We start from the raw sequence: 25,490 nt of genomic DNA, 5'->3' as shown, positions 1-25,490 counted from the left end.
CCGAGCGTACGGTGCGAGCCTACGTGGCCTGCGGGGGTGCGGTCCCGCGAACGGCTCCGCCGCAGGCCCGAGCCGCTAACGGTTGTTGTTGATCTCCTCGATCACGGTGGCTCCGAGCTCGCGCATGATCAGCTCCTGACCGGAGATCGAGCCCATGGCGTAGGCGGGATCCTCCTCGTCCGGAACCTCGTCGTCCGGCGAGTCCGGCATCGGCGGCGGCAGGTCGGGCATCGGCGCCGCCGGAGCCGGCGCGGGCCGGGCCATCGGCTGCGCCGGGGCCGCGACCGCAGGCGCGGCGGCGGGCGCGGACGCGGCACCCATCGGACTGCTCGTCGGACCACCGGCCGTCATCGGACCGCCAGCCGCTATCGGGCCACCAGCCGTCATCGGGCCGCCAGCGGACATCGGGCCGCCAGCGGACATCGGGCCACCCGTCGGCGTCTGGCCACCCGCAGACGCCGGGGCAAAACCCTGCGCCTGCGGAGCCGTCGGCGCGGGCGCGGCGGGCCCACGCCCGCCGAAGCCGCCGCCACCGCCGGCCCCGCCCCCGAAACCGTTGCCGAAGCCGCCACCGGTGGCACCGCCACCGCCCCCTCCAGCGCCTCCGCCTCCCGATGCGTCGACGACGCAGCCGATCTTCCAACTGACGCCGAGGGCGTCCTGCAGCGCCAGCCGCAGTACCTCGTCGTGTCCGCCGTTGACGAAGCCGTCCCGGGTACCCGCGTGCTCGAAGGAGAGCTGTAGCGTGCCGCCGTCGAACCCGGCAACCTGGGCCTGCTGCACCAGCATCCAGGTGACCCGGCGGCGTCCCTTGACCGCCTCCAGGATCTGCGGCCACTGGTTGCGGATCTCCGCCACCCCGGTCTGTCCCTGCCCCTGCTGCGGCGCTGGTACCGACTGCGGGACCGGCTGCGGCTGCGGAGCCTGCGCCGGCGCCGGCTGCGGCGCCGCCGACACAGCCGCCGAGGCGGCCGTGACCTGCGGCGGAGCCACCTGCGACGACACCGGTTCGCTGCTGAAACTACGGCTGATCGGCCAGGCACCGGACCCGGGGGCCTGCGCCCCGACCGACTGCGCCGCTCCCGACTGCGCGCCTCCCGACTGCGCGGGCGACTGCGCCACCGGTACCGGCTGCGCCTGCACCGTGGGCTGCGGCTGCACCGCCGCCTGCACCGGTGCCTGCACGGCCGCCTGCATCGCCTGTACGGGCGGTGACGCCGCCGAAGCCGCCTCCGCCACCGGTCCCCCGGGGCCCCCGCCGAACGACACCCGCCGTTCGAGCTTGTCCAGCCGGGCCTGCAACGACCGCGCGTCGTCGTACGCGCTCGGCAGCATCACCCGGGCGCAGATCAGCTCCAGCTGCAGCCTGGGCGAGGTCGCCCCGCGCATCTCCGTCAACCCCGTGTTGACGATGTCGGCGGCCCGGCTGAGCTCGGCCGCACCGAAGCGGGCGGACTGCTGCTCCATCAACGCGATCCGGTCGGCGGGCGCGTCGATCAGGCCCTTCTCCCCCGCGTCCGGAACCGCCGAGAGGATCACCAGATCCCGCAGGCGTTCCAGCAGGTCCGCGACGAAGCGGCGCGGGTCGTGACCCCCCTCGATCACCCGGTCGACCATCCCGAAGACGGCCGCGCCGTCCTGCGCGGCGAAGGCGTCGGTGACCTCGTCCAGCAGACCGGCGTCGGTGTAGCCGAGCAGCGCCGTCGCCATGGCATATGTCACACCCCGCTCGTCGGATCCGGCGAGCAGCTGGTCCATGACCGACATCGAGTCCCGGACCGAACCGGCCCCGGCCCGGACCACCAGCGGATACACGCCGTCCTCGACGCTGATGTGCTCCTGCCCGCACACCTGCGCGAGGTAGTCCCGCAGCGTCCCCGGCGGGACCAGCCGGAAGGGGTAGTGGTGGGTGCGCGAGCGGATCGTCCCGATGACCTTCTCGGGCTCGGTGGTGGCGAAGATGAACTTGAGGTGCTCCGGGGGCTCCTCGACGACCTTCAGCAACGCGTTGAACCCGGCCGTCGAGACCATGTGGGCCTCGTCGATGATGTAGATCTTGTACCGACTGGACGCGGGCGCGAAGAACGCCTTCTCGCGCAGGTCGCGGGTGTCGTCCACGCCACCGTGCGAGGCGGCGTCGATCTCGATGACATCGATCGACCCGCCCCCGCCGCGCGCAAGATCGGTGCAGGACTGGCAGACGCCGCAGGGCGTCGGCGTCGGGCCCTGCTCGCAGTTCAGGCAGCGGGCGAGGATGCGGGCACTGGTGGTCTTGCCGCAGCCGCGCGGCCCACTGAAGAGGTATGCGTGATTGACCCGGTTGTTGCGCAGCGCCTGCTGGAGCGGACCGGTGACGTGCTCCTGTCCGATGACCTCGGCGAAGGTCTCGGGGCGGTAGCGGCGATAGAGAGCGAGCGACACGTCACTGACCCTAACGGTCCCCACTGACAAGCGGACCCTGGAAACGACAGGACCCCCCGTGTACCCGCCAGAGCCCACTTACCCTTGCTGCCTTCCGGCCCTGGGGGGGTTCAGCGAGATAGCGCCACACGAGGGGCTGGGAAACAGCGTACCGGATCCTGACCCCCTCCATGACCGCCCCACCTCACGCACCCCACCTCCCCCGCCGATGTTCGCGAGCACTCCCAAACGTCTAGTAAGCTCTCCCACGGAGGATTCGCCTAGTGGCCTAGGGCGCACGCTTGGAAAGCGTGTTGGGGGCAACCCCTCACGAGTTCGAATCTCGTATCCTCCGCAGGTCAGAGGGCCCGCACCGTTCACCGGTGCGGGCCCTCTGCGTTTCAGGGCTGCAGTTTGGGTTGCAGTTGCCGCGATCAGGCAGCCGGCGGCTCCTTCGGGGGCGCCCAGAGAAGTCCGCCGACCTTGTCGGCCGTGTCCCTGAGAACGCGGCTGGTCAGGTGCTGATAGCGGCGGCGCATGCGGGCCGACTGGCCGGGCTCCCAGCCCATGATCGCGTCCACCGCCGTGTCCGGGACGCCGAGGATCAGCAGAATCGTTCCTGCGGTGTGCCGAGCGTCGTGGAGTCGGCGGTCCCGGAGTCCGGCCGCCTCCAGGAGTTCCTTCCACTTGTGGTGGTCGGTGTTGGGGTTGAGCGGCTCCCCAGTCGGCGAGGTGAAGACGTATCCCTTCTCGACCCACAGGTCGCGGGCGAGGCGGCGTTCCCGCTCCTGCTCGTCGCGGTGCTGGGCGAGGAGCTCCATCAGCTCGTCCGGGACACCGACGGGCCGCTGGCCAGCGCGGGACTTGGTCTCCTTGGTCTCGCGACGGATGTTGACCTTCTGCGGGCAGAAGCCGGGCTTGCGCCCGCAACGGTCACCGCAGCCGTGCTGATAGCGGGGCCGCAGTCGCCCCCGGTGGACGACCAGCACCCGGAGGTCGAAGTCGACGTCCGTCCACTTGAGCCCGAGGACCTCGCCCTGGCGAAGGCCCAGGGCCAGGGCGATGACCCACCGTGCCGCGTTGCGCTGCCGGTTGGCCACCTCCAGCAGGAGCTGGACCTCCTCGACCGTGAACGGCACCACCTCCTCCTCGACCAGGCGGGGAGCCTTGGCGATGGTGGCCGGATTCTCGGTGAGGTGGCGGCGGCGCTTGGCCTCGTTGAGAGCGGCCCGGATCGTGCGATGAACCTGGTGCGCAGTACCGGCCGAACTGCCGCCGTCCTGCATCTTCTTGTAGAAGCGCTCCAGGTGCTCGGGCTCCAGCTTCGGCAGCCGGTGCGCGCCCAGACCGGGGATCAGGTGGTGGTAGACCGCGACGCGGTAGCCGTCGATGGTGTTCTCGGAAACGTGCGGGGCCGCGATGTTCTCGACCCAGTGCACCAGCCAGGACTCGACCGTCCAGACCTGGCCGACCTTCCGGACGTTGCCCGCGTCGCGCTGCTTCTCCAGCTCGCGGACGGCCTTGGTGGTGTCGGCGCGCGTCTTGCGCTTCACGTGGCGGCGGTCGGGCCTGCCGTCGTCCTTGACGCCGACGGTGACGTAGCCGTGCCAGTTCCCGTCCTTGCCGAGGTAGATCGATGATGCGCCGTTGGGCTGCCGGGACTTCGTCATGTCCGCCCCCTTCAGGCCGCGAGCGCGGCGGCAGAAGGAGCAGTCCGGGCGCGGGCAGCCACGTAGGCGTTCAATGCCTCAGCCGGGATGCGGCGGAGGCGGCCTATCGCCACGGAGGGGATCTGACCGGAGGCGAGGAGCGCGTACATCGTGGTTCGGCCGACGCCGAGGCGGCGAGCCGCCTCCTCGACCGTGAGCGCAACCAGCGTGGCGTCTGGTGCGGTGGAGGAGGTGACCCGAACGAGGTGCAGGAGGTCCTGCTCGCTGACGCCGAGTGCGTCCGCCAGCAGGGCTATGGACATGGTCGTTTCAGACATGGAGGTGCCTCTCGGCGACGCATGGGCAATGCGCCGTCGTGGTTGCTGTGTGGGATGGGCGGTGTGAAAGGGATCGGCTGAGCGGCCCTCGGCGTTCGTAGCGCCGGGGGACGCGCGGGCGTGGGTGGTTACTCGGAGGCGGGGGCGTCCGCGTTGCGGCGCAGGGGGTCCTCGGGCGAGTTGGGGGCCGGGTAGAACACCGGCTCACCGTCGGTCGGCGTGACGTCGACACCGAGGCGTTCGGCGATCTCGTCGTACTCGCGCTCTGCTTCCTCCAGGCGGCCCTTGGCGGCGTCGGCGAGGTCCTGGGCGGTTCTCCACTCCTTCTCCAGGTCCTGCAGGCGGAAGCCCGCTTCCTGGAGTTCGTAGTGGGGGTCATCCGGGTTGGCGACGGCCTGGGTCATGAAGTACTCGGCGGGCAGGTTCAGCGCCTTGGCCAGGCCCAGGACCTCGTTGAACTGGATGGAGCGAGTGCCGTTCTCGATCTTGGCGATCTGGGTCTGGTGGAACTTGAAGCCGAGGCGGCTCATGCGCTCGGCGACGTCCTCCTGGGACAGCCGGGCGGCCTTCCTCATGATCTTCAGGTTGTGCGCCACCAGGGCCTCTCCCTCGCTGGGGACGAGGTTGCGCTTGGGCTTGTCCATGGTCACCTCCTCGCGGTTGAACCGGTAGTGCACCGGACCATAGCCAGACCATACCAGCATCGGATTCCCAACCGACAAGCGCATGAAGCTACAAGTGACGCAGGTCACGAAGTAGGTGTGAGCTGGCGATATGCCAGATGCGAATCAAATCGGTAACCGTCCATCGGTTTGACTCCCGTACGCCGAGAGCAGTACAACAGTCACACCAGCATGGAAATACGAACCCGAAGGAGGTTGATCGCGGCGGTCGCGCCGCCGGAGAACGACAAAACCCCCGGTGCTACGAACACCGGGGGCTGATCGGAAACCTCGACACCGCCCATCCCTGGACAGCAGACCAACGACGGAACCGGGTTGCCCCCCGGAGCCGTCGAGTGAGGAATCTCCATGACCGAGAGTACCCGCCCCGATCCCGCCCACACAGCGCACTTCAGCCCCGACGCCCCTGCCAGCGAGGGCGCGGCGCTGCTGGACCAGCTCAAGGCGGTGATGGCCCGGTTCGTGATCCTGCCCAGCCAGGAGGCCCTGGACGCGACCGTACTGTGGGTCGCCGCAACCCACCTGCAGCCCTCCTGGCAGCACGCCCCGCGCCTGGCGGTGGTCGGCCCCGCCAAGCGCTGCGGCAAGTCCCGCCTTCTGGACCTGCTCACCGAGACGGTCCACAATCCCGTCATCACGGTCAACTCCACGGCGGCGGCCATCTTCCGCTCCATCAGCGAGGTGCCGCCGACCCTGCTGGTCGACGAGGCCGACACCATCTTCGGCAGCCCCAAGCAGGCGGAGAAGAACGAGGAGATGCGCGGCCTGCTCAATGCCGGACACCAGCGCGGCCGCCCGGTCCTGCGGGTCGTCGGCAAGGAGCACGCCCCGCACTCCTTCGCGACCTTCGCCATGGCCGCCATCGCCGGCATCGGCGACCTCCCCGACACGATCATGGACCGGTCCATCGTCATCCGGATGCGCCGCCGCGCCGAGGGCGAACACGTCAGGCCCTTCCGCACCAAGCGCGACAGCCCCGCCCTGCACGAGGTCCGCACCCGACTTGCTCAGTGGGCCGGTTCACTGGGCGAGCGGGCCCTGCGCCTGGAACCGGCCATGCCGGTCGAGGACCGCGCCGCCGACACCTGGGAACCCCTGATCATCGTTGCCGACCTCGCCGGTGGCCCCTGGCCGAGCCTGGCCCGCACCGCGTGCACCCGCATGGTCGCCGCCGAGGCCGCAGCCGAGGAGGACAACCCCAGCAACGCCCGCATCCTGGCAGACCTGCGCCGGATCTTCTTCAGCGCCGGGGACCCGGAGTGCCTGACGAGCGACCAGATCCTGTTCACCCTCAACAGCGACCCCGAAGCCCCCTGGGCCGAACACGGACGCGGCGGCCTGCTGCCACGCGCACTGGCCTCGATGCTCCGCGAGTACGGCATCCGCTCCGGCAACGTCCGCATCGCCGACGGCACCCAGCGCAAGGGCTACAACCGCAACAAGTTCACCGACGCCTGGAAGCGCTACTGCCCCACCGTCCACCCCCACGGCACGCCCAGCGGCCCGAGTACACCCAGCCCCAGAGGCTGACCCTGCCCCGGATGCCGTCCTTGCCGTCCTTGCCGTAACACCGCAGGCCACAGCCCTGCCAGCAAGACGGCACACCGTCCCAAGACGGCAACGGGCCACCAGACGGATCACCGCCAAGACGGCACCACCCGCCAGCAAGACGCCGCTAATCAGCCCTGCCGCAACAGCCCTGACCTGCGGCTTAAACGGCCAAGACGGCAAAGACGGCCTCCAGCACACACCCCGGACACCACGAAAGACCCCGCACCCATGCCCACCACCACCCAGCCCCCCGCCCCAACGACCCGCACCGGCCGAGCCACCCGCTGGGACCGCCGGGCCATCGCCGTCCTCGGCACCCTGGGCTTCGCCCTGTCATACTCCGCCCTGCAGCAGATGGCCACCGCCGCCCACGTCCTACGGCCCCTGTCCTACGCCTACCCGCCCCTGGTCGACGGCTTCATCGCCTACGGCGTGCGCGCCGTCCTGGTCCTGCGCACCGCACCCCTGCCCGCCCGCCTCTACGCCTGGGCCCTGCTCGCGGCCGCCACCAGCGCCAGCATCTGGGCCAACGCCCTCCACGCCCTGGACCTCAACACCCCCGGCACCACCCAGCTCCACCTCACCAACCCCGCCGTCGTCGTGCTGTCCGCCATCCCACCCCTGGCCCTGGGCGGCGCCACCCACCTCCACGTCCTGATCACCCGCTACGGCGGCACCAGCCCGACCCCCGCCAGCGCGGCCCCGGACACGGTTCTGGTCGCGGCGTCCCGTACCACTCCCCAGGTTCCGGACCGGGCCGACAAGAGCACCCGAACTCCCATCGAGGTTCTGGACGGCCAGGCACTGGCCCCACAGGCGCAGCCCGCCATCGAGGCTCCCGCCGCAGGCCGGGAGGCCGCGCCGCAGGCCGCCGCCGGAACCCCCAACGCCCACCAAGCCGCTGTGGACAGCGGCCGTGCACCGGAACCGCCCCAGCCCGCAGGGGGCCGAAGCGGCGCAGGTCAGGGCCCACAGGAGGGTTCTGGACCGCGCCCGCAGCCGAGCCAGGGAGGCCGCCCGCCCAAGGCCACACTGGAACAACTCGCCCAGGCCATCAGCGCGGCCCACCCCGATGCTGTCCAGATCACCCGCGACGGCGCCCGAAAGGCCGTCACCGACGCCGGCCTGGGAGCCGGACACGGGCGACTGAACGAGGCCATCACCCTGGTACGCCGTAGGACCGAGGTCCGCCAGCACGCAGCCCAGGACTGAACCTCCGCCCGGACCTGAACCCCGCCGGGACCATGGCTACCGGACCGCCTCGGCACGGCCACACCCAGGACACACCCCCGCCCGGGCCTCCAGTCGACTCAGTCGAAGCGGATGTGCCGGAGCCCTGTCCAGGCCCGGCGCACCCGGCCACGCAGCCTGCCTCCGGATTCCGGCCGGAGCGTCAGCCCGGCCGAGGCAGCGATACGGCCGGCGACCTGCGCAACCGTCAGACTGTCGGTCCACACGTGCTCGGCGAACTCCTCGGCGCGCAGGCGCTCCAGGCACAGATCCAGTCTCGACACAGCGAAGCTCTCCCCCCACAGGGACGCCTGTCGTCCGGCAACCCACTGCAGGACGTGTCCCAAGCCCCGCTCACGGAGCCGACGCAGGACCGTCTCACGGCTCGCCAGCAGCGCGAAGTGCCGAACATCGTGACCGCTGGCCCGCAACCGGCCCACCGTCTCCCGGAAATAGGACGGCTCCACGAGCGTCATCGGCACGATCACGACCCCGTCGTGCTCCGCCAGGACCATGTCCAGCACCTCGAACACGCCCTGTCGCCAGGCGTGCAGGTCCTGGAAGTCCCCACGCAGCCCCGCAGGCGTCATCCGGTGCAGGCCGAACCCGACGTGTTCAGGGTCGCAGATGACACTGCCGGGCAGACGACGCCGGATCTCGTGCGCCGTCTGGGTCTTACCCCCACCGAAAGGACCGTTGATCCACAAGAGCATGCCCGAAACCCTATGGGTACAGGCCCGGGCTCATACCGCACCCCCGGGTGCCGTCCTTGCCGTCCCAGCCGTAACACCGCAGGCCGCAGCCCTGCCAGCAAGACGGCACACCACCCCAAGACGGCACCACCCACCAGCAAGACGCCGACAACCGGCCTCGCCGTAACCACCCTGACCTGCGGCTTAAACGGCCAAGACGGCAAGGACGGACTTCAGCACACACCCATCACCGACACCCATCACGCCGCCAGCGATCGGGGGCAGAGAACGTCCCGCACGGCCTGCCCCCACCCCCTACACGAAAACCCCGGCACGACCAAACCGAAGCAACGGCGGACTATCACCCCCAGCACCACCGGCCAGACCGCACCGCACCCTCCGATCGGAGCACCCCGCCCGTGAACCCCAACCCCTTCCGCAGGAAGACCAAACCAGGCGCAGAACCCATAGACTTCACGCACCACAACACAGTTGACGCAAGCCAGAACCACAGCGGAGCAAGCTGGAGCAATCTCCACATCGCCGGGGGCGATGCGGGGATTGCGCTTGACCCCGCCCCAGCGGGGGCGGGTGCCGAACGCGCCCAACGGGGCACGGTCGGGCAAGGACAGGCCGAGCGCGGCCTCCTTCCTGGACAGGCCCAACCCACCGCCCTGCCCGCTGAGCGCTTCGCGCCGACCGTCACCGACGACGACTTCGTGCAGCGCAACGTCGCCGCCCTCGACATCCCCGCCCTGACCGTCGAGACAGATCAGCTCGTCACCAGCCGCCGTCCCCTGAGCGAGATCCTGTACCGGCCGCGCAGCGGCACCAAGCGCGACATCCAGCTCACGGCCTCCGCCGAACCGGCCGAGAAGGCATTCATCGATCTCGCCGCCCGCGCCGCGAAGCGCTCGCGGTCGGCCTTCCTCATGGACGCCGCCCTCACCTTCGCCCACGCCTACCTCGGCGACCAGCGCCCCTACGGCGTTCCAGCACTGCCCTCACCCCAAGCTCTCCAGGACCTGACCCTCCTGTTCGGGAAGTTGGTTCGCGAGGTCCACCGCGTGGGGATCAACCTCAACCAGCTCACCCGCGCAGTGAACACGGGCGGCCTGCCCGACCGCGCCGAGGAAGTCCTGGACGAGGTCCACGCCCTGGCCCGCGCCGGCCGCCGGGCCCTGGAACACGTCGTTTCGGGGTGCCGCCATGGTGCCTGACGTCTCCACCGGCGACCGCACCCGCGGACTCCTGTCTTACCTCTTCGGCCCCGGGCGGCGCGACGAACATACCGACCCCCACATCGTGGCCGCGTTCGCCATGCCCGGCCTGCCCGACCCCGGCCGCGCACCCGGAGACCAGCACCACGAACTCCTGTCAGAACTGGCCCACTACCTCGACCAGCCCGTCCGCGTCCGCGAACAGCGCACCGGCAAGAAGGTCCCCCAGCACGTGTGGCACTGCCCCGTGCGCACCGCACCCGGGGACCGGTACCTGACCGACGAGGAATGGGCCCAGGTCGCGCGCCGGGTCGTGCACGCCACCGGGATCGCGCCCGACGGTGACGACGCCGCCTGCCGCTGGATCGCGGTGCGCCACGCGGATGACCACATCCACATCATGGCCACCAGCGTGCGCGAGGACGGCCGCCGCCCGCGCACCAACCGCGACGGCCAGCGCGCCCAGGCCGAGTGCCGCAAGATCGAGGCCGAGCTCGGACTGCGGCGCCTCAAGTCCGGCGACTTCACCCCCGCCCCCACACCCACCAGCGCCGAACAGGCCAAAGCCCTGCGCACGGGCAAGACCGAGACCGCAAGGGAGTGGCTGCGCGACCAGGCATACGCAGCGGCGGCCGCCGCAGGCGACGAGGCCGACTACTTCTCCACCCTGGGGACCCTCGGCATCCAGATCAAGTACCGGCTCGGTCCGCTGACCGGCGAGGTCACCGGCTACGGACTGGCCGCGCCCGACGACACCAACGGGCAGCACGAGCCCGTCTACTTCAGCGGCTACCGGCTCGCCCCCGACCTGTCCATCAACCGGCTGCGCGAGCGCCTCAACGCCCACGACGCAGCCGACCAGCCCACCGCCCGCACCACCGGGGTCAGCCCCTGGCACCGGGCCAACACCGTGCTACGCGACCTCCACACCACCCTCCTCGACCAAGAAGCCGACGGCGGCACCGAACAGCACGGCGTCGTCCAGGCCCAGGCCGCCGCGTTCAGCGAGCTCCTCCACAACGCCGCCGCCACCGCACCCGCCCACGCACGGGCCGAACTGCGAGCAGCAGCAACCGCGTTCAACCGTGCCAACCGCTCCGCTGTCCGCGCCGAACACGCCAGCGCCAAGGCGGTGCGCACCGCGGCCAAGGAACTGCTCCACACCCTGGCCTCGGACAAGGACGGCGGCGCGGCCGCCGCGCTGCTGGGCAGTGCCGTGTTCGTGGTGATCGCCCTGGCCCGCTGGCACGAGAGCCGAGGACACCAGCAGCAAACCGCCGCCACCAGGCAGACCCTGGCCCACCTGCAGAGCGCCTACCAGCAGGCCGCTGGCCCCGTCCTGGCCGACCTTGCCGCCCGCACCCCCACCCCCCAGGCCACCGAGCGCCTGGCCACCGCCCTACGTGCCACCGTCCCTGAACACGCCGACCGCATCCTCGCCGACCCCGCCTGGCCAGCCCTTGCCACCACCCTCGCCAAAGCCGAAAGCGCCGGCCAAAACCCCCGCCACACCCTGACCACCGCCGCCCAGCAACGCGAACTCGACACCGCAGACCACCCCGCCGAAGTCCTCAACTGGCGCATCCAGCAACAGACCACCGAACACCAAGTCGAACGCCACACCGCCCGCGTACGAGCAGCCAATGCCCGCCCCAACCGCAACACTCCCGCAGGCGCAGCGTCTGCGAACACCACGAGCAGCACACCGCCTCGGACCGCGCAGGCAGACCACGAGGCCAAGGCAAGGCGGCGTTGAGGAATTCTCGAGACTCGTATCGCCCGTCGGCCGCCGATCGAGTAGCTCTGCTGCTACGGCGGCTGCACACCACTCGAACAGCCAGATGCGGACAAGGACTCTGTCCGCATGCACCGGCCTCCGAGCACTCCTCTCGCGGGAGCGCGCCCTCTTACGATCGGGATCCGCCAGGACGGGAACGGCTGCAGCGAATCGGTCCGGCGTGCGATGAACCCCAGGTCCCGGAAGTCCACTGCCACGCAAGGAGAACGGCTCATGCTGTCTGTTCGTCACCTCGCAGTTGTCGGATTCGACGAGATCGTTGCCCGGAAGTACCTGCCCTGCATCGAAGCTGCCGTCAGGGCGGGCCACCTCAACGCGTACTCGATCGTCGACCTTGAGTCGGCGCGGGCCGAGATCGACGAACGCGTCGCCTCCGTGAGTTTCAAGCCCCGGGAGGTGGTCTACCTCCCGGGCTCGTCACCGCTGCGGCCCAGCCTGGTTCAGTCTGAAGTGATCACGGAGGCCATGAACGGGATCCGTGCCAGGAGCGGGCCGCTGATGGTCTACATCGCGACCGAGGTACAGGCCCACGAGGCATACCTGCGCTACTGCGTAGAGAGCGATGTCGACTCGCTCGTCGAGAAGCCGGTGCTCGCACCGATGGCGAACGGACGGTTCGCCCCCTCCCACATCAGCAAGATCATGGAGGACCTGGTCGGCGCGTCCTACGGCAGCCCGGCCAGGCATTCCGTGATGAGCCTGAGCAGGTATCACCCCATCTACAACGAGAAGGCGGTCGACGCGCTGCGTGAGCGTATGACCCAGTGGAAGGCGCCACTCACCTCCTTCCACCTCCGCGCGGCCGGCGGCGTCTGGAACCTGCAGCGCGAGTACGAGACGCGCGACGATCACCCCTACAAGTACGGCTACGGGATGATGATGCACGGCGCCTACCACTACGTCGACCTCGCGGTGCAGTTTCTCTCCCTGAACTCGCTGGTGTTCCCCGACCGTCGGTTCAAGCTGGAGGTCAGCTCGTTCGGCGCGTTCCCAGTCGACCAGCACGCGAGGATCCCGGCACCCAGCGCCAAGGAGTTCGATGACGACTCGCCGCGGTGGTCAGTCGGCGCATCGGAGAACCAGCGGTTCGGCGAGACCGACATCACGTCAACCTTCCGGCTCGTGGACGCCGATTCCGCCCGGACGCTGACGCTCGGAACGCTGTCCTTCGAGCAGACCACCCCTTCGGTCCGAAGCTGGAAGGACCTGCCCCCGGACCTCTACAACAAGAACGGCCGCACGTCGAGCGTGGAGATCGAGGCCCAGCTGTCGACTCTCTTCTCCGCTCATGTGCACTGCTTCGATGTGCCCCAGGACGCAAACCCCGACAAGGTCGACGCATTCGCCCGGATCACGACCCGTGCCAACGCCTCACTGCTGCCAGGCGAGCGCTACGTGTCCACCGAGACCTTCAACGGCGTCTTCCACAGCGACAGCAACCGGCGCCTGATGGAGAACTGGCTGCAGGGAACCGAGACCAGGAGCCCGCTGACCGATCACGTGATGCCGATGAAGCTCACGGAGGCGCTGGCGCGATCCCTCCGTAACCCCGGCTGGCCGGTGAGCATCGACTTCCTCCCGCAGGCATAGCGCCCCCGCCCTGCAGCGCAACCCAGAGCGTTCCTCCGAAGACGTCGGTCCGGAGCCGGACGCAGCCACGAAATCACCCCTGGGATGGTTCATGTGACGATCATTCGTTCCCGCGAGTCTGTCCGCGCCTTCTACACCGAAGCCATCGAGAGCAGCAAGGACACCGTCGAACACCTGCAGGCCCCGGTATCCGAGGCATTCCGGAGAGTCCTCGCCTCCGCCGGGCGGGGCACTCCACGCTCGGCGGTCGACCTCGGCTACGGCGCCGGCACGCACACCATCGTCCTGGCGCAGTCGGGCTTCGATGTTCTGGCTGTCGACCAGATCCCGTGCACCGGGCTTCGGGGCCGCATACGCGGCCTGGGCCGCGCTGCCGGACTCGTGGACGTCCGACAGGGGCTGGTCGAGCACTTTGCATTCGAGCAGGAGTTCGGCGTACTGGTCGCCAAGGACGTCCTGCACTACCTCGCCAAACAGCAGGTCGCAGATCTCCTGATCCGTGCTGTCGCCGCATCCCGCTCTCGCAACATCCACTACTTGGAGGTGTTCACCGACATACGACGCACCAGCCGCACCGGTGAACCCGTGGAGATCGAAGGGGAGGCTGGCTACTCAACGGATGCCCTCCGGCAGTTACTGCTGGAGGTGTACGAAGACTGGGATCTCTCGGTGTCCCTCGAAGAGCACACCGAGCAGGACGACCTGACCGGGCAGAACTGCTTCGAGGCCACGCGTGTCGTCGCTGTCGCTGTACGGAATACGTCTGAACCGGAAGGATCCACACGATGACACCGGCTGTCCAACCCTCCGTGCCCGAGGGGATCACCTTCGTCGTACCCTGCTTCAACTCCGGTGGCTACCTGCGCGACGCCGTGCTGTCGCTCCTGGCCCAGCCCCTGAACGGCCCGAGCGAGATCCTGGTCGTGGACGACGGCTCCGACGACGCGGACACCCTCCGCGCGATCCAGGCGTCCCGCGCCATGCCCGGAGTGCGGGTGTTGCGGTCGCTGACGCGCCGCGGGCACCACAGTGCACGGAACGCCGGCATCGAGGCCGCACAGTACGCGTTCGTCATGCAACTCGACGCCGATGACCGTCTGGCGACCGACCGAGAGCTACTCGCAAGCGGCTCGTACCCGGACAGGGCCATCGATCTCCTCCGCGCCGATGAGAATCTGGCGTTCGTGCACACGATGTCGTGGATGATCGACGGATTCAACGGCTACACCATTTCCTCCTACCCCTGCCGGGAAGACCTGGTGATGAGCAAGCACCACGTCCCCACATCGATCGTCTGTCGCCGGCAGGACGCGGTAGCCGGGGGCCTATACGACCCAAGGGTCCTGAAGTGGGGTGACTGGGGGTTCGCGGTCAACATCCTCGGTGGCAGGTTCCGGCGCGGCCGGAGCAACAGCATCGCCTGCATACCGGGGCCGTTCCACCACTACCGGATGCACACATCCAGCTACCGCGTCTCCAGCGCCGAGGTGTCCGAGCTCGCCATGACCGCCCTGGTCGTGGAGCGGAATCTCGATCTGTTCCAAGACCGCCTCTGCACCACCGACACGGCGCAGGACATCGCGCGCCAGGTGCTGGCACGCAAACCGTCCCGACTCGAAGACCTGCTGCACATGGCCCAGTTCGACCTGGAGCAGGCTCTCGAAGTCGCCCGCCAGCGGCAGTTCGGGCTCCCGAGCCCGTATGAGCACCTCGGCATCCCGTAGACGATGCAGGGGACCAGGCAGGAAGGACAGCGCTCGACACACGGAGCAGGTTGGCAGGTGCCGTACCGCACCTGAACCGGCCCACCGCAAAACCGATATGGGTGAGGCGGCCACAACAGTGGCCGCCTCATTTCGTGCGGGACAGCTCCACCCGTACCAGCGGCTCGGTGGGGTCCGTGATCGGTCACGGATCCCACCGACATCCGCCGCCGACTACGCCGGCGGGAGGTTCTCCAGTTGTCCCTGCAGACGCGTGATGTCCTGCTCGGCCTTGGCCAGGCGGCCTCGGATCTTGTCCACCACTGCGTCGGGGGCCTTGGCGAGGAACGCCTCATTGCCGAGCTTCGCCAGCGCCTGACGCTTCTCGCTCTCCGCAGCCGTGAGGTCCTTGGTGAGGCGTCGGCGCTCTGCGTCGAGGTCGATGACGCCGGACAGGTCCAGGGCCACTGTGGCGCCCGCGACCGGGAGCGTGGCGGTGGCACTGAACACATCGCCGGGCGGCAGCAGTCGCAGCAACTGTCGAATGGCGGCCTCGTGCGGAGCCAGGGCCGTGCCGGCCAGGTCGAGCTGGGCGGGGACCTTCTGGGCGGGCTGGAGGCCCTGGTCGGCACGGAAGCGGCGGACCTCGGTGATCACCTGTTGCAGGACGGCGATCTCCTGCTCGGCGGCCAGGTCGCGGAATCCGCTGTCGATCGGCCAGTCCGCGATGACGACAGACTCCCCTCCCGTCAGCGTGGTCCACAGGGTCTCGGTGACGAACGGCATGATCGGGTGCAGCAGGCGGAGTGTCACGTCCAGGACCTCGCCCAGCACCCGGCCGGAGACTGCGGCCTGGTCGCCGCCGGCGAAGAAGGCGGTCTTGGAGAGCTCCACGTACCAGTCGAAGACCTCGTCCCAGGCGAAGTGGTAGAGGACGTCGGAGAGCTTCGCGAACTGGTAGTCGTCGTAGAAGGCGTCGGTCTCGGCGAGGACCGTGTTCAGCCGGGACAGGATCCAACGGTCGGTTGCCGACAGGCGGTCGGGGGACGGCATGTCGCCCTCGGTCGTCGCGCCGTTCATGAGCGCGAACCGCGTCGCGTTCCAGATCTTGTTGGCGAAGTTGCGGGATGCCTGGACCCAGTCCTCGCCGATGGGGACGTCGGTGCCTGGGTTGGCGCCCTTGGCGAGGGTGAAGCGCACCGCGTCCGAGCCGTACTTATCCATCCAGTCCAGCGGATTGACTGTGTTGCCGAACGACTTCGACATCTTCTTGCCGTGCTCGTCGCGGACCATCCCGTGCAGGACGATCTCGCGGAACGGCGGCTGCCCGTCCATGGCGTACAGGCCGAACATCATCATCCGAGCGATCCAGAAGAACAGCAGGTCGTACCCGGTGACCAGGACCGAGTTCGGGTAAAACCGGCTGAGGTCCTCGGTCGTCTCGGGCCAGCCCATGGTGGAGAACGGCCACAGCCCGGAGGAGAACCAGGTGTCGAGCACGTCGGTGTCCTGGGTCCAGCCCTCGCCCGTGGGCGGCTCCTCACCGGGGCCCACGCAGACGGTCTCGCCCTGCGGCCCGTACCAGACCGGAATCCGGTGTCCCCACCAGAGCTGGCGCGAGATGCACCAGTCGTGGAGGTTGTCGACCCAGTCGAAGTACCGCTTCTCCATCTCCCGCGGGTGGATGCTGACGCTTCCGTCGCGCACCGCGTCACCGGCGGCCTTGGCCAGCGGCTCCACCTTGACCCACCACTGCATGGACAGTCGCGGCTCCAGCGTGGTCTTGCAGCGCGAGCAGTGGCCGACGGAGTGCACGTAGGGGCGCTTCTCCGCGACGATACGGCCGTCGGCGCGCAACGCGGCCACAATCGCGGAGCGGGCCTCAAAACGGTCCAGGCCCTCGAAAGGGCCGTGAGCGGTGATGACACCACGCTCGTCCAGGACCGAGAGCATCGGCAGGTCGTGGCGTTGGCCGATCGCGAAGTCGTTGGGGTCGTGGGCCGGAGTGACCTTCACTGCCCCGGTTCCGAACTGCGGGTCGACGTGCTCGTCGGCGACTACGGGGATGCTGCGGTCGGTTAGCGGCAGCCTGATCTGCTTGCCGATGAGACCGGCGTAACGCTCGTCGTCCGGGTGGACTGCGACGGCGGTGTCCCCGAGCAGGGTCTCGGCACGGGTGGTGGCCACGACCGCGGACTCCTCGCCGTCGCCGTAGCGGATGGAGACGAGCTCTCCGTCGTCTTCCTGGTAGTCCACCTCGATGTCGGAGATGGCCGTCAGGCAGCGCGGGCACCAGTTGATGATCCGCTCGGCCCGGTAGATGAGCTCGTCGTCGTAGAGCTTCTTGAAGATGGTCTGGACGGCGGCAGAGAGACCCTCGTCCATGGTGAAGCGGTCCCGGTTCCAGGCCACACCGTCACCCAGGCGTCGCATCTGGCCGGCGATCTGGCCACCGGACTCCGCCTTCCACTGCCAGACGCGCTCGACGAATGCCTCCCGGCCCAGGTCGTGACGCGACTTCCCCTCCTTCGCCAGCTCCCGCTCGACGACGTTCTGGGTGGCGATGCCGGCGTGGTCCATGCCGGGCTGCCACAGGGTCTCGAATCCCTGCATGCGCTTGCGGCGGGTGAGCGCGTCGATCAGCGTGTGCTCGAAGGCATGGCCCAGGTGCAGGGATCCGGTGACGTTAGGCGGTGGGATGACCACGACGTACGGGGGCTTCTCGCTCCCTGCGTCGGCCTCGAAGTAGCCGCGTTCTACCCAACTCTCATAGAGCTTCCCCTCTACCTCGGTCGGCGCGTACTGGGTGGGCAGGTCAATGCCGCCTCGTTCCGGGCCGGAGGCGGGGTGCTTCTGAGTGTTGTCGGTCACAGCCGTCATTCTACGGCGCTCGCTACCCACGCCTGCGCGCGCCGTGATCTCGACGTCGCTCCGCGTATTCGGCCCGCAGGCAGACAGATCAACCGGGCAAAAGGGGTAATAGGTATGTATGCCACGAGCAAATGGCAGACGGACAGTTCCAGTTGGCTCACAGTAGAGAGAGCACCGCCCAGACGACCTTGCCGGTAGCAATCGCATGCCATCCCCATGTCTGCGACAACTCCGCGACCAAGAGCAGTCCGCGACCGCCCTCATCCAGCTCCAGCGGGTCAGGACACCTCGGGCGGGGCGCACCGGTGGACTCGTCGAACACGCTGATCAGCAGGCTCGGTTCGACGAGGTGGACGAGCAGCCCGACCAATGCCGAGACCGGGGAGGCATTGACAGCGTTGGCGATCAGCTCCGTGAGCACCAAATCAGCGTCCGCGAGTGTGTCCGGTGGCACGTATCCAGTGAGCCGCTCCCGCAACAGGCTTCGTGCAGTCGGCGCGGCGCTCAGACCGACCGCCAGCTGACAGCGAAAGCTCGGTGGGTCCAGGAAGTGCTGGCATACAGAGGCATAGGTGATCACCACCCCCGAGCCCATCGTCGTCTCCCGTGACATCAACCCTGCTCCTCTCGCCCACTCCCCGCCAGATCAGCGGACGCACGGACGCACGGACGGCCCGGCTTTATCCAGGTTGGATTCGACCGCTCATATCCAGCCAGCAGCTGCCTGCGGACAACATCGTTGTCCGCACGTCGGCACTCGCGCGGTACGGTCGGTGCCGGGACGCTCTTCGCAGGAGGCAGAGACCGGATGACTGACCTGGAGCAGGGCCCGCTGGATGCGGCGTGGGTCGCGGACAAGCGGATCTCGGTCGACGAACTCGACTCAGCAGAAGGTGCGTTGTGGTGGCTGCAGAGCGATTCGGCTCATGCAGGCGTCACGCGCCTCATGCGCTGGACCTCCGCCACCGGTGCCCACGCGGCAACTCCGCCATCGTTGCCGGTGGGCGGCTGGCTGCACGCCTACGGCGGTGGGAACTACGCAGTGGACGCCCAGGGCATCTGGGTCGTCGGAGCCGCGGACAGCAAGATCCACCACCTTGATCAGGTATCCGGCCACACCCGCGTTCCCGCAGCCGAGGACGACTACCTCTACGGCGACCTGCATGCCGTCGATGGTCGATTGCTGGCAGTGCGCGGGAATGACAACGGCGACGAAATCATCGAGATCAACCCGCACGACCACAGCGTTCGCACCCTGGTTCGTTCCCCGGGTTCCCTCGCCGCACCCCGCCTGCACGGCCGCGGCCTGGCCTACCTGGAGTGGGACGCTGACCGCATGCCCTGGGACGTCAGTCGACTGCTCCTCACCGAATACCACTCCGACGGCGAACTCGGCCCCGGCAAAGTCCTCGCCGGCGGCCCAAGCGAGTCCGTCGTCGAACCCGCATGGGGACCGGACGGGACGCTCCACTTCCTCTCTGACCGGACCGGTTGGTGGAACCTCTACCATTGGTACGACGAACAACCGACCGCCCTCGCGCCGATGCCGCAGGATTGCGCATCCGCACCGTGGGAGGGCGGGTACCAGTCCTACGCCTTCCTGCCCGGTGGAGGGATCGCGATGACGATCCACCACGGCCTGCGCAGCGAGGTCGTCGTTCTGGAGTGCGACAGCCGAATCACCCGGCCCTGGCCTCGCCTCACCTCAGTCAAGCCCTATCTCGCTACCCTCGGACAGCACCTGGCCGTGATCGCTAGCACGCCCGTGACCGCCCCCGCAGTGTTGCTGGCCGACCCCGTCACGAACACCGAGGCCGTTCGACTCTCAAGTAACCCGACCCCAAGTCCTCCGGTCTCCCCACCCCAGTTCCAGACCCTGGAACGCGATGGGCAACAGATCCGCTACCTACTCCATATGCCCCAAGTAGCCCGCCCACCCCAATCGCCGCAGCAACCGCAGGAGTCCCAAACCGTTCCGCTTCCGCTACTGGTACGTGCCCATCCGGGACCGACCGACGACGTCCCGCAACGCCTCGACTGGACTGTGCAGTTCTTCACCAGCCGGGGCTTCGCTGTCGCCGACGTGGCCTACCGCGGCAGCACCGGACAGGGTCGCGCCTTTCGCCAGGCACTCCACGGCCACTGGGGCAGCTACGACGTACAGGACTGCGCCGACGTCGCCGCCCATCTCGTGGCCAACGACACCGCCCGGCCCGGCGCGGTCTTCCTCACCGGTGCCAGTGCCGGCGGCTACACCGCGCTCCAGGCCGCCTGCGGGGCCGAGTCTCCGTTCACCGCCGTCACCGCCACCTCCGCGATCATCGACCCCGCCCGCTGGACCACCACAGCACCGCGCTTCCAACGCCCCCACGCCAAGATCCTCGCCGGACCCGCCGGGGCAGTCCGCGCTGAGGAGATCCGCCTACCCGTCCTACTCATCCACGGCACCGCCGACACCGTCGCCCCCGTCCAGGAAGCCCGCGACCTCGCCGCGGCCCTGCACGAGCGTGATGCCAGCCACCAAGCACTCTTCCTCGACGGCGTCGGCCACTACCTCTCTGCACCGGAAAGCCTCCGCCGCGCGCTGGATGCCGAAGCGGACTTCTACTCCCACTTCACCGACGTGCGCAGGCAATGACCAGCAGGCGCGGGTCACGAGACGCCGTCAACCCGGAACGATCGCGATCGCGGCCGGAAGAACCTCGCGCACATAGGCATCCAGGTCGAGTGCAGCAGGCAGTTCCGCATAGGGAGCGAGTTCGCTCATGAACTCGGCAATACGCTGCACACACCGCCCGGACGAGGTACGAGCCGCGTAGCCGACCGCTTCTCGCGCCACCGTGCAGGCTTGCTCCACCTCACCCGAGCGCAGCCACGTCGAAGCCAACAGGGCCGCGTCGATGGCCAGCCGCCGGACATGCGAAGCGCCCACACCCTCCAGCGCATCCGCCACCTCCATCCGCGCGGCCGGCGCCCGGCCCAGATCGTGCAGGCAGTGAGCGATTTCGTCCGCCAGATACGCCCGGGTGAAGTACCCGATCCACGCAGGCTCGTCCTGAGGAACCGCCGAGTTCAGCAGATTCTCCGCTTGGAGCAGCAAGCGTGTCGTCGCGGTCTCCTCTCCCATACGGGCCTGAGCCCGCGCCTCCACGGCGATGATCGCCGCCCGCGTCGCCGGGCTCGCTGCCGTTCCCACCCCGTCCCCGGCTGCTCGCGCCCACCGCAGCGCGATGTCCGGATGCTCGCAGTGCAAAGCCAGATGACCCAGGTTCACGGCCACGAGATACGCGCCGTAGCATCGGTCGCCGGACCGGGCCGACAGATTCAACGCCTGTTGGTAATAGTGCTGGGCTCCACCAGGCTGACCGGCGTCCACAGCCTGGTAGCCCGCTAATTCCAAGAACTCCGCCGCTACCAAGCCCCGCGACCGAGAAACGAGATCACTGGCGGCCGGCCGAGCAAGCAACTGGGCCAGTTCATCGTCGATATAGGCAGCCAGATGACCCGCGAACCGCCCGGCCCCATGGGCATGATCGAGCTGCCGAAACATACCCAACGTGTCCTGGGCCACGACGAGATCCTGCTCCGTCACCCACAACAGGCCAGCGCCAGCGGTCGCCGTCCCGCTACCTGGATCGGAGCCGGACGCGGAGGCAGCCCATATGTCGATCAGCATCTCGGACGCCCCGGGGCTGAACCGCGCCGGACGAGGGGTCGCCGCACGATTGCCCTTCGTCCTCGTCTTCGTACGTTCTCGCTCCGCAGCGACCGCCGGCCACAATGAGGTCAACGCCCCGTCGGCACACAGCGCCCGATCACAAGCCACCACGAATTCCCACGACGGCATCCTCTCCGTAGCCTCGACCCGGCGCACCTGATCCGCACTGGAGTGAATCAGCAGGCCGAGCCGAGCCTGGCTCATTCCCTGCTCCGTCCGCTGGCGACGCAATCGGGCGCCCAGTCGCGCCCGGGCCGACCCAGCCGGGTCGATCTCTCGTGCCTTGAACGGCATCAGCGCCCCCTCCCCGGTCCCTACGCGTCAGTCACACCTGTGACCTGTCGCACCATCACCGTAGTACCGAACTCCGTGCACGCACCGGTGAATCGCGACCACCAGGTCAACGTGCCCGTGGCGGTCCGGTCATACCGATGCCATCCTCCCGTAAGGCGGACAATGCCAAACGCGAGGAGATCGTTCTCTGCACCCTCGCCGCTGCCGACCAGCCCCCGACGGACGAAGCATCTGCCTGGGCCGTCACCGCACTCGATCAACTCGCGGCCAGTCGGGAGCAGCCCGGAGTGCCGCGGACTGCAGCCCTTGGCATAGGAGGAGCGCGTCCGTCGCCTCGACCACCGGCTGGGTGGAGCGTGACAGTCAGTGCGTCCCAGCGTTGAACTCGGCCACCAAGGTGGGTAGCTCGCCAAGGTTGGTGATCCGGAACGTCGGAGCCTGCACCGCATCGTGGGTGTTCCACTGGATGTGCGCCCATGGGCCGCGCCGGATCAGCGCGGTGCGCATCCCGGCTGCGAAGGCAGGCAGGATGTCGTTGTCGAGACGGTCACCGACGTACAGAATCTCACCGACCGCAGTCGGAGTGACCTCGGCCACCCGTTCGAAGAACGCCACGTCCGGCTTGCTCGCACCCCAGTCGTCAGAGGTGCCGATCAGGTCGACATCACCGGTGAACAGCTCTCGCAGTAGTCCGCCGGCCCGCACCGTCTGGTTCCCGGCGATGCCCACCCACAGTCCTGCGCCGCACAGCTTCGCCAGCGTCGGACGGACATCGGGGTACAGATCCTCCTCCCGTCCCGCCCCACCTTCGTCCACCCAAGTGGTCGTCGTTCCCGGACAGCATCTCCACCCTCCACCGAAACGCTAGGCTACTCTGCAAATGCGGAGCACTATTCCACACTGCTGCAGTCGCCCGCTTCCGCCACCTGCTGGTCACGCCAGCCCATTGGCCCAGGAACGTAAACGACGCCATGGCTATATGCAGGTCCGCCACGCACGGTAATTCCGGCGAGAAATATCCTTCACTAGGTGGCCCTTACTCCCCCGCGCCACACGTGGAGCCCGTCACAAACTAGTCGCATCAAACCCGTCAAAAGAGCGCAGTTGGGAATCAGTCGGAATGGTGGCCGGCGGAAGAGTTGTGATCAGAAGTTCGTCAGCCGATCTCTTACCAACACGACCTGCCGCTGTGTAGCGTGTGGTTACTAGGCGCTTACTGATTCGCCAGCTGCGCACACCGAGAACCTCGCGGTCGAGCACCGACGGATTCATGCGATCATGTGCATAAAGCCACGTGCTTTGAGTTAGCATCGGGTGATTGTCGTAGCTGAGCAACCATCTGAATTGCGCCTTGGTGCGCAGGTAATCGGCAAGGCTAAGATGAAGCGAGTCATCGGCAGGGCGAGAAGCACCAAGTCCGTCGCCGCCATAACCACCTCGCGGGTCAAACGAAGTTCGATAGAGAAGTGATGATTTCTCAACATATGGAGGATCCAGGTAGGCAACCACCCGAGAGGGAAGGAGGTGCGGATAGTACTCAGGCACATCATCGAGAGTCTGGCGCCAGTCCTTACGCCACACATCTACAATGCGCCCAACGTCATAGAGGTGACCAACGTATCGGAGACGTTCAGCGATTGCCTCCGGGTTCCAGCGGCATCCAATTGGGTACTTGCTCGCCTGCGCCCTGCCGCCGATAGGACCTGCTTTTCCATGCAAAATTCCAGAAAAGGTCGTTCGGTTAAGGAATAGGCACTTAATGGCAGCCCCCAAACGGCGATTCCGTGCCGTCATGTTAACCGGAGGCGTCCAGCTTTGCCAATAGTCCCACCGGCCTACAGCCGTGGCTCCGCCTTCACGCACAAAACGCTTCCACTCATCGTACATTCGATCCACTAGACGTTCTGTGTCTTCAGCTGCGGTCTGCCAGAAGGCGGTCACAAGTGGATCAGCGTCCGCCAGCAAAATCCGGTCGACCACACCCTCGCCGACCATGCGCAGGGATGCCGAAGCGCCGCCGGCGAACGGCTCCACGAGCAGGTTGATCTCGGGAACCACGCTCGACTGCTTCGCTGACGTGATGACTCGTGCGATCACAGGGGCGAGTGACGACTTGGCACCGGGATAGCGAAGGGGTGACTGGTAGCGGCCGTGCGCCAGTTCGTGCGAGATGGCCATCAAGTCACTGGAAAGTGGCCTTGCCTGGCTGTCTATTGCATCGCCAGTGCCCAGGAGCTCAGCAAGACGGGCGAGCTCCATAGTTACGGTCGTCGTGGCGGGTGGGGTCAGGGGAGGCATGATCGTATCTTGCCGGACGGGGAAGGCCCGCGATACATGATCCGTCTACCTCTTAAAATACGTCGGTGGCCGCACCGCCTGGATGTCCAGCTTCAGCCCGGAGATGTTCTGCTGGGCCATCATAGTCAGGACCGAGCGTCCGACGCCGAGTGGAAGCGCTGCCGCCGAGTGCGCGAGAGCCACTGGAACGACGGCGTGTTGATACATGCGGGTCCGCAATGAGTCGAGCACCTCGCAAATCAGACGAAGTGTTGGGTATGCCTCCCACCCCTCGCTCTCCTCAGTGCCGCCATAGGGGGCGACCCCAGCGGCTGGGAGAACGGTGATGACCAGAGGATCCCCTGAACTGGTGCGATAGATGAACCGTCGGCCATAGAATTCGTCGACACCATAGTGATTATCTACCGATCGACCTGAGATTCGATTGATATAGCTATTGGTCAGGCGCATCACATGGCCGACAGGTATCAGGTCCCTGATCTGCTCCGCATGCTCAACAAAAGCACCAGACTTCTCGATACCAACAACCAGAGGTCCCACCAAGCCCCGATCTCCGCACCAACCGCTCAGGTCGCTCAAGTGCTCCTGGAATCGCCGCTTAAGCGGTGCAAGTGGACCGAACATTGCGAGAGGACCATCGGTGATGAAAATCGTGTGTCGAAGAACCTCGGGTGCAGTGTCTGCGAAGAAGTTAAGGTAACACAGAGACATCAGGCGCTCGGCAGCGGTCATGACCCGGCCCATAGGCGTAAAATTCGAACCCTCGACGTTATACTCCTCATGGGTTCGGAGTACATCGGCCAAGTAGAGTCGTTCGTCGCAGGATGGGCAAGTTCCACCAATTATGCCAACAGATATGGCAATCGAACCTGACGCTTTTATCCCACAGCCTGGGCAAACACGAAGCGCAATCTGCGTCGCCGGGCTAGCGCGCTTACCGTGCAGCGCCAGGAGTCCGTCGGCCAGGGTCATAGTTGTGCTCGAGTCGAATCTCGAGCTCAAAAGGAAGGAATCGAGTTCACTTCTCCAAGTATCGACCCCGGTCATACCTGGCAGGGCAAGTCCAGAACCTGGCAGCGCGACGTCGAAGGCGTACTCTGTCTGTGACTGGCGAACATCGCGCGGGTCGATATACCGAACGTGCGCCAGGCGACGAAAGACATCGAGTTGAACCATCGAACCAGCAACCCTCAAATACCCCACCTTGACGGTCGGATGCTCGCGCGTCGCCTCAACTTCTGTGTCGGATCCGTCTACCGTGATCGAGAAGTCAACTTCTTGATGATCGCCAGCAATGGGTAGGTCATTCAGCGACCGACACAGCCCGTCGATTTCCTCCCTGCTACTGGGCTTGGAGTTCGTAATTTCCCAGCGCTGAAGTGCATCCTTGACCGCCTCATTTCGGACGGTATCGACGTGACCAAGGCGGGATGCCTTCTCTCCGGCATATGGCAT

18 protein-coding genes, 1 tRNA gene, 1 other RNA gene and 1 pseudogene are annotated in these 25,490 nt (G+C 67.5%); 9 read left to right on the top strand and 12 right to left on the bottom strand.

Annotation, left to right across the window (positions count from 1 at the left end; genetic code table 11):
* Nucleotides 1-75: 75 nt before the first annotated feature.
* Together GXP74_RS01800 and ffs are read right to left on the bottom strand one after the other, a co-directional pair.
* Entirely contained in the window at nucleotides 76-2,421 is a 2,346-nt protein-coding gene (locus GXP74_RS01800) for a DNA polymerase III subunit gamma and tau (protein ID WP_182449654.1), read from the bottom strand.
* A 47-nt stretch (nucleotides 2,422-2,468) separates the two neighbouring features.
* Nucleotides 2,469-2,559, bottom strand: an RNA gene (gene ffs, locus GXP74_RS01795) — signal recognition particle sRNA small type.
* Between the two features lie 111 nt (nucleotides 2,560-2,670).
* On the opposite strand from ffs, the gene GXP74_RS01790 reads away from it, so the two are divergent.
* A tRNA-Ser gene (locus GXP74_RS01790) sits at nucleotides 2,671-2,755 on the top strand.
* A 79-nt stretch (nucleotides 2,756-2,834) separates the two neighbouring features.
* Here GXP74_RS01790 and GXP74_RS01785 read toward each other — a convergent pair.
* The 3 genes from GXP74_RS01785 to GXP74_RS01775 form a co-directional block, all read right to left on the bottom strand.
* Entirely contained in the window at nucleotides 2,835-4,070 is a 1,236-nt protein-coding gene (locus GXP74_RS01785; protein ID WP_182449653.1) for a site-specific integrase, read from the bottom strand.
* Between the two features lie 11 nt (nucleotides 4,071-4,081).
* Nucleotides 4,082-4,387, bottom strand: a complete 306-nt coding sequence (locus tag GXP74_RS01780) for a helix-turn-helix domain-containing protein (protein WP_182449652.1) — start codon at nucleotides 4,385-4,387, stop codon at nucleotides 4,082-4,084.
* Nucleotides 4,388-4,515: 128 nt separating this feature from the next.
* Nucleotides 4,516-5,031 (bottom strand): helix-turn-helix domain-containing protein, encoded by a 516-nt coding sequence (locus tag GXP74_RS01775; protein WP_182449651.1) that lies wholly within the window; start codon nucleotides 5,029-5,031, stop codon nucleotides 4,516-4,518.
* A gap of 387 nt (nucleotides 5,032-5,418) precedes the next feature.
* Here GXP74_RS01775 and GXP74_RS01770 point away from each other — a divergent pair, with 387 nt between their 5' ends.
* Together GXP74_RS01770 and GXP74_RS01765 are read left to right on the top strand one after the other, a co-directional pair.
* The gene (locus GXP74_RS01770) at nucleotides 5,419-6,600 is read left to right on the top strand and encodes a DUF3631 domain-containing protein (RefSeq protein ID WP_182449650.1); all 1,182 of its coding nucleotides are present in this window, start codon (nucleotides 5,419-5,421) and stop codon (nucleotides 6,598-6,600) included.
* A gap of 249 nt (nucleotides 6,601-6,849) precedes the next feature.
* The gene (locus GXP74_RS01765) at nucleotides 6,850-7,833 is read left to right on the top strand and encodes a DUF2637 domain-containing protein (RefSeq protein WP_182449649.1); all 984 of its coding nucleotides are present in this window, start codon (nucleotides 6,850-6,852) and stop codon (nucleotides 7,831-7,833) included.
* Between the two features lie 98 nt (nucleotides 7,834-7,931).
* Here the strand turns inward: GXP74_RS01765 and GXP74_RS01760 are convergent, their stop codons facing one another.
* A complete protein-coding gene (locus GXP74_RS01760) occupies nucleotides 7,932-8,564 on the bottom strand; it encodes an AAA family ATPase (RefSeq protein ID WP_182449648.1) in 633 nt (210 codons plus the stop codon).
* A gap of 398 nt (nucleotides 8,565-8,962) precedes the next feature.
* On the opposite strand from GXP74_RS01760, the gene mobC reads away from it, so the two are divergent.
* The 5 genes from mobC (at nucleotide 8,963) to GXP74_RS01735 (ending at nucleotide 14,875) form a co-directional block, all read left to right on the top strand.
* Nucleotides 8,963-9,763 carry a plasmid mobilization relaxosome protein MobC gene (mobC, locus tag GXP74_RS01755; RefSeq protein ID WP_182449647.1) on the top strand — a complete coding sequence of 267 codons (801 nt, stop codon included), beginning with the start codon at nucleotides 8,963-8,965 and terminating at the stop codon, nucleotides 9,761-9,763.
* Complete coding sequence (locus GXP74_RS01750) at nucleotides 9,753-11,519, top strand: mobilization protein (protein WP_182449646.1); 1,767 nt, start codon at nucleotides 9,753-9,755, stop codon at nucleotides 11,517-11,519. The genes mobC and GXP74_RS01750 overlap by 11 nt, the downstream gene beginning before the upstream one ends.
* A gap of 255 nt (nucleotides 11,520-11,774) precedes the next feature.
* Entirely contained in the window at nucleotides 11,775-13,151 is a 1,377-nt protein-coding gene (locus GXP74_RS01745) for a hypothetical protein (RefSeq protein WP_182449645.1), read from the top strand.
* Nucleotides 13,152-13,244: 93 nt separating this feature from the next.
* Nucleotides 13,245-13,940: a methyltransferase domain-containing protein gene (locus GXP74_RS01740; RefSeq protein ID WP_182449644.1), complete on the top strand. Its 696-nt coding sequence runs from the start codon at nucleotides 13,245-13,247 to the stop codon at nucleotides 13,938-13,940.
* Nucleotides 13,937-14,875, top strand: a complete 939-nt coding sequence (locus tag GXP74_RS01735; protein WP_182449643.1) for a glycosyltransferase family A protein — start codon at nucleotides 13,937-13,939, stop codon at nucleotides 14,873-14,875. Before GXP74_RS01740 ends, GXP74_RS01735 begins: the two co-directional genes overlap by 4 nt.
* Before the next feature lie 213 nt (nucleotides 14,876-15,088).
* Here GXP74_RS01735 and GXP74_RS01730 read toward each other — a convergent pair whose 3' ends face one another.
* Both GXP74_RS01730 and GXP74_RS01725 read right to left on the bottom strand, forming a co-directional pair.
* Nucleotides 15,089-17,725, bottom strand: coding sequence for a valine--tRNA ligase (locus tag GXP74_RS01730; protein WP_182449642.1), 2,637 nt, complete (start codon nucleotides 17,723-17,725; stop codon nucleotides 15,089-15,091).
* A 157-nt stretch (nucleotides 17,726-17,882) separates the two neighbouring features.
* Nucleotides 17,883-18,338 carry an ATP-binding protein gene (locus GXP74_RS01725; protein ID WP_182449641.1) on the bottom strand — a complete coding sequence of 152 codons (456 nt, stop codon included), beginning with the start codon at nucleotides 18,336-18,338 and terminating at the stop codon, nucleotides 17,883-17,885.
* Nucleotides 18,339-18,533: 195 nt separating this feature from the next.
* Here GXP74_RS01725 and GXP74_RS01720 point away from each other — a divergent pair, with 195 nt between their 5' ends.
* Nucleotides 18,534-20,363: a S9 family peptidase gene (locus tag GXP74_RS01720; RefSeq protein ID WP_182449640.1), complete on the top strand. Its 1,830-nt coding sequence runs from the start codon at nucleotides 18,534-18,536 to the stop codon at nucleotides 20,361-20,363.
* A gap of 27 nt (nucleotides 20,364-20,390) precedes the next feature.
* Here the strand turns inward: GXP74_RS01720 and GXP74_RS01715 are convergent, their stop codons facing one another.
* The 4 genes and pseudogenes from GXP74_RS01715 to GXP74_RS01700 form a co-directional block, all read right to left on the bottom strand.
* Nucleotides 20,391-21,737, bottom strand: coding sequence for a helix-turn-helix transcriptional regulator (locus tag GXP74_RS01715; RefSeq protein WP_182449639.1), 1,347 nt, complete (start codon nucleotides 21,735-21,737; stop codon nucleotides 20,391-20,393).
* 363 nt (nucleotides 21,738-22,100) lie between these two features.
* Nucleotides 22,101-22,529 (bottom strand): annotated as a pseudogene (locus tag GXP74_RS01710) (HAD family hydrolase); the annotation flags it as partial.
* A 273-nt stretch (nucleotides 22,530-22,802) separates the two neighbouring features.
* Nucleotides 22,803-23,996: a DNA adenine methylase gene (locus GXP74_RS01705; RefSeq protein WP_182449637.1), complete on the bottom strand. Its 1,194-nt coding sequence runs from the start codon at nucleotides 23,994-23,996 to the stop codon at nucleotides 22,803-22,805.
* A gap of 84 nt (nucleotides 23,997-24,080) precedes the next feature.
* On the bottom strand, nucleotides 24,081-25,490 hold the full coding sequence (locus tag GXP74_RS01700) for a hypothetical protein (RefSeq protein ID WP_182449636.1): 1,410 nt from the start codon (nucleotides 25,488-25,490) through the stop codon (nucleotides 24,081-24,083).

Origin of the sequence: Streptacidiphilus sp. P02-A3a (genome assembly GCF_014084105.1) — a bacterium.
Taxonomy (GTDB): Bacteria; Actinomycetota; Actinomycetes; order Streptomycetales; family Streptomycetaceae; genus Streptacidiphilus.
Note: the sequence above shows the minus strand (reverse complement) of the source record. Positions and strands in the feature narration are given on the sequence as shown.

What these genes read in the sequence shown, in the direction of transcription:
- GXP74_RS01785 (WP_182449653.1), bottom strand. Translation starts at nt 4,070, where the DNA reads ATGACGAAGTCCCGGCAGCCCAACGGCGCATCATCGATCTACCTCGGC.
- GXP74_RS01780 (WP_182449652.1), bottom strand. Translation starts at nt 4,387, where the DNA reads ATGTCTGAAACGACCATGTCCATAGCCCTGCTGGCGGACGCACTCGGC.
- GXP74_RS01775 (WP_182449651.1), bottom strand. Translation starts at nt 5,031, where the DNA reads ATGGACAAGCCCAAGCGCAACCTCGTCCCCAGCGAGGGAGAGGCCCTG.
- GXP74_RS01770 (WP_182449650.1), top strand. Translation starts at nt 5,419, where the DNA reads ATGACCGAGAGTACCCGCCCCGATCCCGCCCACACAGCGCACTTCAGC.
- GXP74_RS01765 (WP_182449649.1), top strand. Translation starts at nt 6,850, where the DNA reads ATGCCCACCACCACCCAGCCCCCCGCCCCAACGACCCGCACCGGCCGA.
- GXP74_RS01760 (WP_182449648.1), bottom strand. Translation starts at nt 8,564, where the DNA reads ATGCTCTTGTGGATCAACGGTCCTTTCGGTGGGGGTAAGACCCAGACG.
- GXP74_RS01750 (WP_182449646.1), top strand. Translation starts at nt 9,753, where the DNA reads ATGGTGCCTGACGTCTCCACCGGCGACCGCACCCGCGGACTCCTGTCT.
- GXP74_RS01745 (WP_182449645.1), top strand. Translation starts at nt 11,775, where the DNA reads ATGCTGTCTGTTCGTCACCTCGCAGTTGTCGGATTCGACGAGATCGTT.
- GXP74_RS01735 (WP_182449643.1), top strand. Translation starts at nt 13,937, where the DNA reads ATGACACCGGCTGTCCAACCCTCCGTGCCCGAGGGGATCACCTTCGTC.
- GXP74_RS01725 (WP_182449641.1), bottom strand. Translation starts at nt 18,338, where the DNA reads ATGTCACGGGAGACGACGATGGGCTCGGGGGTGGTGATCACCTATGCC.
- GXP74_RS01720 (WP_182449640.1), top strand. Translation starts at nt 18,534, where the DNA reads ATGACTGACCTGGAGCAGGGCCCGCTGGATGCGGCGTGGGTCGCGGAC.
- GXP74_RS01715 (WP_182449639.1), bottom strand. Translation starts at nt 21,737, where the DNA reads ATGCCGTTCAAGGCACGAGAGATCGACCCGGCTGGGTCGGCCCGGGCG.
- GXP74_RS01705 (WP_182449637.1), bottom strand. Translation starts at nt 23,996, where the DNA reads ATGGAGCTCGCCCGTCTTGCTGAGCTCCTGGGCACTGGCGATGCAATA.
- GXP74_RS01700 (WP_182449636.1), bottom strand. Translation starts at nt 25,490, where the DNA reads ATGCCATATGCCGGAGAGAAGGCATCCCGCCTTGGTCACGTCGATACC.